This window comes from Bradyrhizobium sp. CSS354 (genome assembly GCF_029051725.1).
GTDB lineage: Bacteria > Pseudomonadota > Alphaproteobacteria > Rhizobiales > Xanthobacteraceae > Bradyrhizobium.
The window spans coordinates 131,620-144,407 of sequence record NZ_JAACFU010000011.1 but is presented as its reverse complement, the minus strand read 5'-3'; the positions used below and the strand labels follow the sequence as shown (position 1 = coordinate 144,407).

At 64.7% G+C, this 12,788-nt stretch carries 9 protein-coding genes; 6 read left to right on the top strand and 3 right to left on the bottom strand.

Features of this window, described 5'->3' with window-relative positions:
- Positions 1 to 41: 41 nt before the first annotated feature.
- The 3 genes from GWG67_RS25695 (at position 42) to GWG67_RS25685 (ending at position 5,348) form a co-directional block, all read left to right on the top strand.
- Positions 42 to 3,506: an AAA family ATPase gene (locus GWG67_RS25695; protein WP_275172169.1), complete on the top strand. Its 3,465-nt coding sequence runs from the start codon at positions 42 to 44 to the stop codon at positions 3,504 to 3,506.
- Between the two features lies 1 nt (position 3,507).
- Positions 3,508 to 4,302: a protein-L-isoaspartate O-methyltransferase gene (locus GWG67_RS25690; protein WP_275172168.1), complete on the top strand. Its 795-nt coding sequence runs from the start codon at positions 3,508 to 3,510 to the stop codon at positions 4,300 to 4,302.
- Positions 4,303 to 4,397: 95 nt separating this feature from the next.
- Positions 4,398 to 5,348, top strand: a complete 951-nt coding sequence (locus GWG67_RS25685) for a DUF6492 family protein (protein WP_275172167.1) — start codon at positions 4,398 to 4,400, stop codon at positions 5,346 to 5,348.
- A 12-nt stretch (positions 5,349 to 5,360) separates the two neighbouring features.
- Here GWG67_RS25685 and GWG67_RS25680 read toward each other — a convergent pair whose 3' ends face one another.
- Positions 5,361 to 6,428, bottom strand: a complete 1,068-nt coding sequence (locus GWG67_RS25680) for an endo-1,4-beta-xylanase (protein WP_275172166.1) — start codon at positions 6,426 to 6,428, stop codon at positions 5,361 to 5,363.
- Positions 6,429 to 6,733: 305 nt separating this feature from the next.
- Between GWG67_RS25680 and GWG67_RS25675 the strand changes: the two genes are divergently transcribed.
- The 3 genes from GWG67_RS25675 (at position 6,734) to GWG67_RS25665 (ending at position 11,263) form a co-directional block, all read left to right on the top strand.
- Entirely contained in the window at positions 6,734 to 8,170 is a 1,437-nt protein-coding gene (locus GWG67_RS25675) for a lipopolysaccharide biosynthesis protein (protein WP_275172165.1), read from the top strand.
- Between the two features lie 178 nt (positions 8,171 to 8,348).
- A complete protein-coding gene (locus tag GWG67_RS25670; protein WP_275172164.1) occupies positions 8,349 to 9,422 on the top strand; it encodes a fatty acid desaturase in 1,074 nt (357 codons plus the stop codon).
- A gap of 284 nt (positions 9,423 to 9,706) precedes the next feature.
- On the top strand, positions 9,707 to 11,263 hold the full coding sequence (locus GWG67_RS25665) for a L,D-transpeptidase (RefSeq protein WP_275172163.1): 1,557 nt from the start codon (positions 9,707 to 9,709) through the stop codon (positions 11,261 to 11,263).
- A 22-nt stretch (positions 11,264 to 11,285) separates the two neighbouring features.
- Here the strand turns inward: GWG67_RS25665 and GWG67_RS25660 are convergent, their stop codons facing one another.
- Positions 11,286 to 12,101 (bottom strand): class I SAM-dependent methyltransferase, encoded by an 816-nt coding sequence (locus tag GWG67_RS25660; RefSeq protein ID WP_275172162.1) that lies wholly within the window; start codon positions 12,099 to 12,101, stop codon positions 11,286 to 11,288.
- A 115-nt stretch (positions 12,102 to 12,216) separates the two neighbouring features.
- Positions 12,217 to 12,753, bottom strand: a complete 537-nt coding sequence (locus GWG67_RS25655; protein WP_275172160.1) for a VOC family protein — start codon at positions 12,751 to 12,753, stop codon at positions 12,217 to 12,219.
- Between the last annotated feature and the right edge of the window lie 35 nt (positions 12,754 to 12,788).

Here is a 12,788-nt window from a genome sequence, read left to right as displayed (position 1 = left end):
CTGAGCCCTTCGACGGAGTGATTGGGTCGGGCAGAATCACCATGCTGGAGAATGAGCCGGGCACGGGAGCGGAAGGCGGGCTGAAGCGCTGGCTCGAGGGCATCGGTCTTAGCCACTATACCGATCTCTTCGCGCAACACCGTCTCGATCTCGACGTCATGGGGGACCTGACCGAATCCGATCTGGTCGAGCTCGGCTTGCCGCTCGGCGATCGGAAGCGGCTCCAGCGGGCCATGACCGCGCTGTTCCGGGCCGAAACCGCGGAGAAGGCCGACGCGACGGTGCGCCCGCAAGTCCGGACGGAGGTCGGCGCCGAGCGACGTCAGCTCACCACCATGTTCTGCGACATGGTGGATTCCACCTCGCTCTCGGTGCAGTTCGATCCGGAAGACGTGCGCGACATGATCGCGAGCTTCCGCGAAACCTGTGTCCGCGTGGTGAAGCATTACGAAGGTTTTGCCGCCCGTTTCGTCGGGGACGGTATTTTGGTCTATTTCGGCTATCCGACCGCACATGAGGACGACGCCGAGCGCGCCGTGCGTGCGGGGCTGGAAATCGTCCGGGTGCTGTCCACCGCCCGCGCGATCGAGCCACGTGGCGCGCTCAGCCACTCACCCGCCGTCCGCATCGGCATCGCGACCGGTATCGTCGTGGTTGGCGACCTCGTCGGACAGGGCACGGAAGAGCGCGACTCCGCGGTCGGAGAAACCGTCAATCTCGCCGCGCGCCTGCAAGGTCTGGCGCCGCCCAACGGTGTGGTGATTTCCACGTCGACCCAGTCGCTGCTGAAGGGGAAGTTCGACTACCGCGATCTCGGCGTCCACGCGCTCAAGGGCATCTCGGAGAAAGCGCAGGCCTGGCACGTGATGCGCGCCTCGCGGGTGGAGACCCGATTCGCCGCCGCGATGGGCACGCGGCTGACCCCGCTCGTCAACCGCGAGGAGGAGATCGCGCTGCTGATGGGGCGCTGGCAGCAGGCCAAGGAGGGCGAGGGCCAGGTCGTGGTCAAGTTCGGCGAGCCCGGCATCGGCAAGTCGCGCATCATCCAGGAAATCTTCGAGCGGATCGCGGGCGATCGCCATGGACAGGTCTCGTTCCAGTGCTCGCCCTATTACACCTCCACGGCGTTCTATCCGTTCGCCGAACAGCTCAAATTCTCTCTCGGTCTCGATCGCGAGGACGCGTCCGTGCAGTCGCTGGCGAGCCTGGAGACCGCGATCGCCGCCGCTCATGGCGACATCGAGCAGGTTGCGCCGCTGCTTGCCGCGCTGTTGTCCATTCCGACCGGTGACCGCTATCCGCCGCTGGAGCTGTCGCCGCAGCAGCAAAAGGATGCGACCGTCGCGGCGCTGGTCAATCATTTCCTCGGCCTTGCGCGCGAGCAGCCGCTGGTGATCGCATTCGAGGATCTGCACTGGATCGACCCGACATCCCGTGAGGTGATCGATCTCCTGGTCGACCGAGCACAGAACCGGGCAATCCTGGTCATCATCACCGCGCGGACCGAATTCCAGCCGAGCTGGAACGCCCATTCGCATATCACGACCCTGGTGCTGAGCCGATTGAGCCGGCAGTTGCGTGCGACGCTGGTCGAGCGCGTGGCCGGACGCGAGCTTCCCAAGGAGGTCATCGAGGAGATCATCGTCAAGACCGACGGCGTGCCGCTGTTCCTGGAGGAGCTGACCAAGACGGTTCTCGAATCCAACCTCCTGACCGAACGGCACGGGCGCTACGTGCTGTCGGGCCCGTGGCGGCAGCTTGCGATCCCGGCGACGCTGACGGATTCGCTGATGGCGCGGCTGGACCGGATGGGACCGTTCAAACGGATCGCGCAGATCGGCGCCACCATCGGCCGCGAATTCTCCTACGAGACCCTGCACGCAGTCGCCAACACGCCCGCCGAACAGATCGAGGCCGCGCTCAATCATTTGGAGGAGGCCGGGCTGATCATGCGCCGCGGCCATCCGCCCGACGCGCTCTACTCCTTCAAGCACGTGATGATCCAGAACGCCGCGCATGCGAGCTTGCTGCACAGCGAGCGGCGCAAGCTGCATTCCCGGATCGCGCAGGTGCTCGCCGAGATGTATCCCGAGAAGACCGAGCGCGAACCGGAACTGCTCGCCCATCATATGACTGAATCCGGCCAGAGCGAGAGCGCCGCCAGCTTCTGGCTCAAGGCCGGCAAGCAGGCGGCCAAGAGTGGCGCCAATCTGGAGGCGATCGGGCATCTGGGCCGCGGCCTCGGCGTCGTGCAGGCCAATGCGCGCATGCAGGGCGCCGACGAGATGGAGCTCGAGCTGCGCATCGCGCTCGGCAACGCACTGATCGCCGCCAAGGGCTATGCCGTGCAGGAGGTCGAGGAGAACTACGTCCGCGCCCTCGAGCTCGGCCAGCAGCTCGACGACGACGAAAAGGCCTTCGCCGCCACGCGCGGGCTCTGGGTCTGTCATTTCATCCGCGCCGATCTGACCCGCGCGCACGACCTCAGCGTCGAGCTGTTGAAGTTCGCCAAGCGCGAGCGGCTGAACGAGGGGACGCTGCCGGCGCAGCAGACCGGCTATCTGATCGAGGCGCATCGCTCGATCGCGATGACCATGCTCTATCGCGGGCGCTTTGCTGTGTCCCAGCACCATCTGCATCGCTGCATCAACCTCTACAGCCCCGACCTGCACTCCGATCTGATGGAGCGGCACGGCACCGATCCCGGCGTCGTCTCGCTGTCCTATCTCGGCTACCTGCTGTGGTTCCTCGGCCGGCCCGACGCGGCGCGCCAGCACAGCGAGCAGGCGATCGCGAACGCCGAGAAGATCCGCCACCCCTTCACGCTCGCCTTCGCGCTCGTGTTCGGCGCCTATCTCTGCCAGCATTTGCGCGATGTCGAGGGCACGCGCGACCACGCCAACCGCGCCATGATCATCGCCACCGAGCACAATTTCCTGCACTGGAAGCAGCAGGCGGCGATCTTGCGCGGCTGGGCGCTGGCGCAGCTCGGCGAGGCCGACGAAGGCCTCAGCCAGATGCGGTTCGGCCTCGACGAATATGAAGCGATGGATTCCTGGCTCGCCGGCTGCTGGTTCCGCTGCCTGCTTGCCGAGGCCTACGCCAAAGTCGGGATGCGCGACGCCGCCTTGCGCGCGCTGGATGGTGCGCTCGCGACCGCAAGACGGACCGGCGATCACTCCTACCTCGCCGAAGTCTACCGCCTGCAAGGCGAGATCACTCTGTCGGACGGGAATCCAGCCTCGGTGCAGGAGGCCGAGGACCTGTTCAACCTGTCGCTGGAGATCGCGCGCAAGCAGGGCGCTCTGTCCTGGGAGCTTCGCACCGCCGTCAGCCTCGCGCGCCTGTCGCACGAAGCCGGCAAGCGCGAGCACGCTCGTCTCCTGCTCGTACCGATCGTCGGCAGGTTCAGCGAGGGCTTTTCCACGCCGGACCTGAAACAGGCGATGCAACTGATCAACGAACTCGGCGCCGACGCGCCTGTTCGCGCACAGGCCATCCCGTGAGATGAGCGACCTCGCCGCCGCGCGTGCGCGTTACGTGGAGCTGATCGCAAAGCGCGAGCGGATCTCCTCAACGCGCTTGCTCGAAGCCCTCGGCACTGTTCCCCGCGAAAACTTCCTGGCGAAGGGGCCTTGGCGCATCAAGACCGAGGCGGCGCGCAACTATCGGCTGACGCCGGATGCCGATCCCGTTCATCTCCAGAACAATGTGCTGGTCGCGATCGATGCGCGCCGCAAGCTCGACACCGGACTGCCGAGCCTGTGGGCGCACTTCATCGATTTGCTCGACGTCGGGGAAAAAGACCGTGTGGTCCAGATCGGCTGCGGGCTCGGTTATTTCTCGGCCGTGCTGTCGAAGATCGTGGGCCCCAAGGGCAGGGTGCGGGCGATCGAATGCGACGAACGGCTTGCGTCGCGCGCCGCGAATTATCTCAGCGCCTATCGCAACGTCGCGGTCGTCCATGGCGACGGATGCGAGGACATCGGCGAACCCGCCGACATGATCATCGTTCATGCCGGCTTCTCGCAGCCGCATCCGCTCTGGCTTCGTTCGCTTCGTCCGCGCGGCCGGCTTCTGGTGCCGCTGACCCAGCGGGACCGCGAAGGCGCCGCCCTCAAGATCACCCGCAAGGGCAAGGGGTTCGAAGCCGAGGCGGTGCAGCAGGTCCGGATCTTCCCCGGCCAGGGCCGAGGTGTGACCGCGCTCGACGACCGCGTCGCCGACTGGTGGCAGCGCGCCTCCGCACTGGCGCCGCTGCGTTTTCGCGGCATCGAGCAGGGGCTGCCTTCGGATGGCTAATGCTTCGTTTCATTTTACCTTGATTGCGAATGTAAGTATCCAACGCGTCTCGACGCCGCTATGACTGCGGCCTGATCGCCATACGAGCGCGCGCCATGCATTCCGTTGCCCTGCTGACCGCCAGCTACGCCAAGGATATCGAGCGCTTTTCGCTGCTCAGCGAGAGCATCGACACCTGGTTGACGGGCTACACGCGGCATTATGTTCTCGTTAACGATGAGGATCTGCCGCTGTTCGCGCGGTTCGCTTCCGACAAGCGTGTCATCGTTCCGGCCTCGCGCTATTTGCCGAAATGGCTGTGGGCGCTGCCGCCGGCACTTCAGTTCATCAGCAAACGGCGCGTCTGGCTGTCGTTGCTGTCGTCGCCCGTTCATGGCTGGCACATCCAGCAGATCCTCAAGATCGCGGGCGTCCTCAACGCGCCCGAACAGCGCGTCTGTATCCTGGATTCGGACAATCTGTTCTTCCGCGAATTCGACGTCGGTCAATATGCGGGCTCCGAGAAGACGCCGCTATTCGTCACGCGTAACGGGATCGACGCCGCCCACCCCTTGCATGTCCTGTGGCTCCGCACCGTCGATCAGCTCCTCGGTATCAAGGAGCGGTCCTTCCCTGCGGACGACTATGTCGGCAACGCGCTGGTGTGGGACAAGGACACCGCGCGTGCGATGACCGACGCGATCAAGTCCGCGACGGGATTGAACTGGGTTCTGGCACTGTGCCGGAAGAAGAAGTTCTCGGAATATCTCATGTACGGCCATTTCGTCGCGAACTCGCCCGCGCATCTGGCCACGCATCGGGTCACCGAAGACAGCATCGCGGTCTCGCATTGGGACGACACGCGCCTCGACCGCCCGGCCATCGAAACGATGATGCACGCCGCTTCGCCCGACCAGGTGGCGCTGTGCATCCAGTCTTATTCGTCGACCTCGATCGACGATATCCGCGACGTGTTCCGCCTTAGCTCGCGCGACCGTCGTGGTCCGAGCCTGTCTCCGGAGGACATGGGGGACGAGGTTCAGTTCGAGGCTCCGAAGACGCGCTGAGACCCGGCGCCTTCACGCGTCTCTCGTGAACTTGCTGATCACGTTCATGAACGGCTTCGGCTTGAATTCGCCGTCGAGCGGCAGGGGACGGTTCGGCTGCTTGTCCGCCCGCGCAAACGTGCCGTTGATCCAGCTATAGCGGTCCGAGAGGCCCCAGGTCAGGATCGAGCGCACCGGTCCGCTGGTCGAGATCGCGGTCAGGAGATCGTCGACGCGCTTGGCGACGATGGCATCGCGCTCCGTCGGCGTCCCCGTCAGCTTCTGATCGTCGACATCGAGCTCGGTGACGAGCACCTCGAGGCCCCAGGCGCGCAGCTCGGTGACGAATTCCGCGAGCCCATGGGTGTCGATCTCGAGCTCGGCATGCAGATGCGATTGCAGTCCCACGGCGTGCAACGGCACGCCCTGGTCGAGCAGGTCCATGATGAGATTGCGGTAGGCCGCGCGCTTCGCAATGAACGTGTCCTTTGCCGACTCGATGTCGTATTCGTTGATCGCGAGCTTGACGAAGGGGTCGGCCGCGGCCGCCGTGCGGAACGCCAGCGGAATCCAGCGATTGCCCAAATGCTGCGTCCAGAACGAGTCGCGCCGGTCTTTTGGACTGCGCGGATTGTCCGGGATCGGCTCGTTGACGACGTCCCACGACGTCAGCTTGTCCTTGTAATAGGAGACGACGGTGCCGATGTGGTCGACATAGGCGCGCTCGACGCCCTTGCTATCCTTGATCTGCTTGGTCCAGTCCGGAATGTCGTGATACCAGGCGAGCGCGTGGCCGCGCATCGTCAGGTCGTTCTGCCGCGCGAAATCCAGGATCGCGTCGGCACGTTCGAAGGCAAAGGTGTGCGCGTCGGGACGCAGCATCGGCCATTTCAGCTCGAGCACCGGAACCACCTGCGTGCAATAGGTGCTGATGGCTTCGCCGAGCCTGGGATCGGCTTGCAGATCCCAGAGTGTGGCCGCGGCACCGAATCCGGGACGGCGCTGGGCGAGTTTCGACATCGGCGCTGCGGACGCCGAAACGCCCGCCGCGAGTGCTGCGGCGCTGCCGAGGAGAAATTCGCGTCTGTCGAGCTTGGTCACAGCATTCCTTCTGGAGCCAACGCGCCATCGTACCAAGCGACGCCTTGCAACGCCGGGGTTTCCCCTCGTTGGGTTAACTTTGCCAGCTGCGAAATCATGGTTCCTTTCGGTGGCCACGCCCTCTTCAGGGAAGGGCAAATTTAACGCTAACCCGCGAAAACGCGCTCAAAGCCGCATTCGCCGCCCGATCTCCAGACTTATGTGACACTGTTGAGGGATGCTGCGGCGCAATTCGTTCGCCCCGCCATGGTCCAATTGATGAACGGCCGTCACACTCGCAACAATGTTGCCGGTCCCGTGCTCGCATGCTGAACCGCCATTTCTCGATTTATCTCGTCGCCTACATCCTGCCTGCGGCGGTGGGCTTCTTCGCCGTCACGGCCTACACGCGGCTGCTGACGCCGGCGGAGTACGGCGTCTACGTCGTCGGCATCAGCCTGGCCGGCATTCTGGGCGCGATCTTCTTCGCCTGGATCAAGCTGTCGGTGTCGCGCTATCAGGCGATGTCGGCCGAGGTGGATTTCCGTGGCACTGCAATGGTCGCATTCGCGCTCACCGTTGCCGTCCTCTGCGCCACCACGCCGGTGGTCTTCCTGTTCCGCAGCGATCTCAGCGTTGGGCTGCTGCTTGCCAGCATGTTCGTCGCGATCATGGCGAATGCCGTCGATGTCGGGCAGGAGTTCGAGCGCGCCAAACTGCGTCCTTACAGGTTCGCGGCGATCTCGATCGTGCGCAGCGTGTCGAGCGTCGGCTTCGGCCTGCTCGGCATCTGGCTCGGCTGGGGTGGATTGGGACTGCTCGCCGCATTCGGCCTGGGTTCGCTCGCCGGGATCATCCTGAACCTCGTCGGCGACCGCACCAGGATCGCGCGCTTTCAGCGCAGCCAGTTCGTGCAGCTGGCGCGCTACGGCCTGCCGCTGACGCTGGCCGGATTGTCCGTTGCGGTCTACTCGGCCTGCGACCGCCTCATCGTGGCTTATTTGCTCGGCAAGGACGCCGCCGGCATCTTTGGCGTCGCCGCCGATCTGCCGCGACAGTTCATGGTCATGATCGCCTCCAGCGTTGCTGCGGCGACAGTCCCGCTGGTATTCCGGTCATTGTCGGACAAAAATACCGAGACGACGCGGGAGCGGCTGACCGAGAGCCTCGAACTTCTGCTCGTCGTGGTCGCGCCCGTCGCCGTCTGGCTCGCGCTCGCAGCCGACCAGGTCGCCGGCACGCTCGTCGGCGTCGACTTCCGCGCCGGGGTGTCGGCGCTGCTGCCGACCCTGGTGCTCGCCCGGTTGTTCGGCATCGCCAATCAATTCTACGTGCAGATCAGCTTCCAGCTTGCCGAGCGGCCGTTCATGCTGGCGGCGCAGTCGTTCCTGACGCTGGTCGTCAGCGTGGCGTTGATGTTCGTGCTGGTGGCCGGCCATGGCCTCTACGGCGCGGCGCTGGCGACGCTTGCGACCGAAGCGATCGGATTCCTCGTTGCCGTCGTCCTGATGCATCGCGCCTACCCGGTCCCGTTCGATCTCCACCGCCTCGCCGGCGTTGCCGTCTCCGCCGCGGCGATGGGGGCTGCGATTCTCGTGGCACGATCTCAGGTCAATGGCTCCGGCCTCGTCCCGCTCATTGTCGTGAGCCTTGCGGGCGGGCTCGCTTATGCCGCCGCCGCATGGTTGCTGAACGTCGCCAATGTCCGGACGCTGTCGCTGCGTTTCCTGCGAACCTTCAACCGCAAGGCGCTGGGCGTTTAGCCGCGGCCTCCGACGAGACTCGGCCTCGCTCTCTGAAGCTCTGAAAGCGCCGCCTGGCTTGGCGAGGGCCCTGTTCCGACCGGAAGCGTACAGCCGCCCGGCCAAGGCGGAGGGCGATTCTGTTGCGTCGATGGCCATAACCGTGCTTCTTGGGCGCCATGTCGGGAGCAGAGCAGATATGACCCAAGAAACGCCGGAAATCCGCGCATCGGCGCAGTTGCTTGCCCGCTATCGCGAGCCCGACAATGCGCGGGGTATCCTCGAACTGGCGATTACGGCGATACCGTTCGTCGTCATCTGGGCTCTGATCTGGGCCGCTCTTGACCAGGGTTATTGGTTTGCCCTCCTGCTGGAGGTGCCCGCGGCGGGTTTGCTGGTCCGCCTCTTCATGATCCAGCACGATTGCGGACACGGCTCTTTCTTCCGCGGCCGCCTTGCGAACGATTGGGTCGGCCGTGCCCTCGGCGTGATGACACTGACGCCATACGGGTACTGGCGGCGCAACCATGCAGGCCATCATGCGAACTCCGGCAATCTCGATCAAAGGGGCTTAGGCGACATCGACACGTTGACGACGCGCGAATTTCTCGGGCGGTCGCGATGGCGTCGGACGCTATATCGTTTGTATCGACATCCCCTGGTGATGTTTGGCGTCGGTCCCTCGTATTTGTTCATCTTGAAGCACCGATTGCCGGTCGGGATGATGGGGCGCGGCTGGAAACCCTGGCTGAGCACGATGGGCACGAACATCGCCCTCGCGGTTCTCGTCGTCACGATGATCCAGCTGGTCGGCTATGGGCCGTTCCTGCTCGTGCACCTGCCGATCATTGTTCTGGCAGCGTCGATCGGTGTCTGGCTGTTCTACGTCCAGCACCAGTTCGAGCACACGCACTGGGCCCACGACGAAACCTGGAATTTTCACGACGCCGCGCTGCACGGCAGCTCTCACTACCAATTGCCGGGTGTCTTGCGATGGTTCACGGCAAATATCGGCGTCCACCACATCCATCATTTGTCCAGTCGAATTCCCTCCTATCGCTTGCACGACGTGTTGCGCGACCATCCGCAGTTCGCTGGTGTCGGGCGGATTACGCTGCTCCAGAGTTTGCGGACCGTGCGGCTGACCTTGTGGGACGAGGAGCGGCAGCGGCTCGTCTCCTTTGGAGAGGCGGCCTTGTTTGGCAAGGCAGCCTTGTTTGGAGAGGCCGCTTTGGCCCCAGCGGCTTCGCTCACGCCGCCCCCGCGCGGCTGACGAATGTCGTGAATCCGCGCGTGCGGTCGTTGGGTTCTCTGCGAACCGTCGATCGGAAGGCGCAGGCGTTAAGCCTCCACCCCCCGGTCATTCTGCCGCAGCGATAGACCGCCAGCTTCGGCCGCACGCCGCCCTTCCGCCTGCGCCAACCGTCGTATATGAGATTTATCGCCCAAACGTGCCGAATCTCGCCACAGACGGAACGTAAGGCGGCTGCGATTTCTTAATTCAAAGATCGCAATCTGATCAATGACCGGCGGACTGGCATTTCGACCGAGGATGGCATGAGAAACCTGATGACGACGGCGCAATCCACCGTGGCGATGCGGCGTTGGGGGCCTCCCGGAATTGTGACCTTGGCGGCGATGCTCGCCTTTGCGGCTGTGGGCCCCGCCAATGCGGCCAAGCAGGTGCGTCAGCCGGCCGAGGCGGTGGCACCGCGCGAGGCCGGCGAACCGATCATGGCGATCGTCTCGATCAAGAGCCAGCAGGTCACCTTCTACGACGCCGAGGGCTGGATTTTTCGCGCGCCGGTGTCCACCGGCACGACGGGACGCGAGACACCGGCCGGCGTCTTCGCCATCGTCGAGAAGGACAAGGACCACCGCTCGACCATGTATGACGACGCCTGGATGCCGAACATGCAGCGCATCACCTGGAACGGCATCGCGCTGCATGGCGGGCCGCTGCCCGGCTATGCCGCTTCGCATGGCTGCGTGCGGATGCCGTTCGGCTTCGCGGAAGGCCTGTTCGACAAGACCAACATCGGCATGCGGGTGATCATCTCGCCGAACGATGCGGCTCCGATCGACATCGTTCATCCCGCACTCTTCATGCCGAAGCGGGACGCCATTGCGGCGGCGCCGGGCCAGATCGGCAAGCTCTCCGGCGAGGCCGAGGAGGCCACAAGGGCGGCCGAGGAGGCCAAGAAGGCCGCGACTTTGGCCACGAAAGAGGCGGCAGCGCTGCCGGCGTCGCTGCGCAAGCTGGAACAACAGAAGACCCGCGCTGACGCCGAGCTCGCCTTCGCCGACAAGCAGCTCGCGGCCGCCAAGACCGATCAGGCCCGCGCCAAGGCCGAGGAGCTGAAGCAGAAGGCCGCCACCAGGGCCGCCGACGCGGCGACGCAGCTCGATGCCGCCAAGGCCGCCGCACAGCCGAAGCGCGATGCGGTCGCGGCCACGAAGGAGGCGGCCAAGGCGGCAGCGGCCAGGAAGGTCGACGCCGTGAAGGCTGCGACCGACGCAAAGCTCGCGCTCGAACCGGTCTCGGTCTACATCAGCCGCGCGACGCAGAAGCTCTACGTGAGGCGGAACACGCACAAGCCGGCACCGGACGGCGGCGGCGAGGTATTCGACACCAGCATCGAGGTTCCCGTCACGATCCGCAATCCGGATCAGCCGCTCGGCACGCATATCTTCACGGCGATGGCGAAGAACGATACGGGCCTGCGCTGGAGCGTGGTCACGATCGAAGACGGCGACAACGCCAGGAACGCGCTCGACCGCATTACCATCCCGCAGGAGGTGCTCGATCGCATCGCGCCGACCGCGTTGCCGCGGTCCTCGATCATCATCTCGGACGAGCCGCTGAGTGCTGAAACCAACTACCGCACCGAGTTCGTCGCGGTGCTGAGCAACCAACCCCAGGGTGGTTTCATCACGCGCAAGCCAACCGCGCCTCCGATGGCCATGGCGAGCGACGACGGCTGGGACAATGGCGGCAATGGTTTCGGCTTCTTCTTCCAGCGCGATCCGAACCCGCAGCCCGTCAATCCGCGCCGGCGCGGCCAGTATCAATATTATCAGCCGGCACAGCCGATGCAGCGGGGCTTCTGGTAAGAGGCGGGCAGATCGAAGCCCGTCACGATCGCCGCGCTTCGATCACGATCGCCTGGATCTTGCCTTCGATCGGTCCGGACCCATGGCGCGTTCGGATCGCCTCGGCAACGATGTCGGTCGCAGCCTGAAGCTTGCTGGCATCGCGTGCCTCGATCTCGCTGCGCAGCGGCGTGCCCTGGCAGAGCGCGATCGCGACGTGCTCCGGCGACGGCGCCCGGCTTATTTCAGTTCGCGTTTCGATCGATATGTCACGAAAACCTGCGTGTTCGAGGTCGGTTCTGATGACGGCCTTGTCGTGATAGCCGTGCGGCGTCCGGGCCATGAAACGGGGCGGGTCGTCGGGGAACAATTTTTCGAGCGCGACCGTTGCTTCATGCGTCCGCACATTGTCCTCGATGCGATCCCAGACGTTGAACACGAACGTGCCGTCGTCCTTCAGGACGCGCTTCACCTCCCCGTAAGCCTTGACGCGGTCCGGAAAGAACATGGCGCCGAACTGGCAGCAGACCACGTCGAAGGCGGCATCCTCGAAGGGCAGGGCCGCTGCGTCGGCCTGGCGCCACGAGATGCGATCGTCATCTGCCTGACGCTGTGCCGCGACGGCGAGCATCGGCTCGTTGAGGTCGGTCGCGACATAACGGACGCCGGGCGGCAGCGCCGCCGCCACCGCGCGGGTCACTGCGCCGGTGCCTGCCGCGATCTCGAGCAGCACGGAGGGAGAGCGGGCCGCGACACGCCTTGCGATGTCCTCGGCGTAGACGGCGAAGATCATCGGTACCAGATATTCGTCGTAGAGCTTTGGGATCGAGCCGGCGAAAACCTTGTCAGTGTTGGACATGCTTGCCTCGCTGAAGGTTCGGACATGAGGCTCATATTACCATGGATTGCCGTCTACCGCGCCAGCAGCGCGGTGAACCCGGCCGGTTCCTGCATCGCCTTATGGGCCTCCGGCGTCATCGGCTCATAGCGACCTCGCGGATCGGCCGCGTGCCGTCCCAGTTGGACGCAGCCTGTCGGACCTTCTCGAAGAACGGCCCCTTGGTGCCGCTGATGTCGGAGATCTCGATCACCGTGCCTGGATGGGCCTGCGTGTCGAAATAGGCAAAGCGCCCTTTGTCGCCGCCGATCTGGCCCTCATGGCCGATCCTGTAGCCGAGCCCGAGCGCCCTGTCGTAGAGCGCCTGGTAGTCGTGGCTCCAGTAGGACATGTGCTGGAGGCCTTCGTGGCCGGACTCGAGGAATTCCCTGTACAGCGAGGGCGCATCATTGCGCTGCTGAATCAACTCGATCTGGAGATCGCCGGAATTGGCCAGTGCGATGCTCATCTCGACGGCTGAGTTTTCGCCGCGATGGCGGAACCAGTCGGTCTTGACGCGGTCCATGTAGTACCAGGGGCCGACGCCCATCACCTCGATCCAGTGCTTCATCGCGGCGTGGATGTCCCGCACCACATATCCGTTCTGGCGCACCGCGCCGAAGATGCGGCTCATGCCGGCGCTCCCCTTGTCACTTGGCTCATTTGACC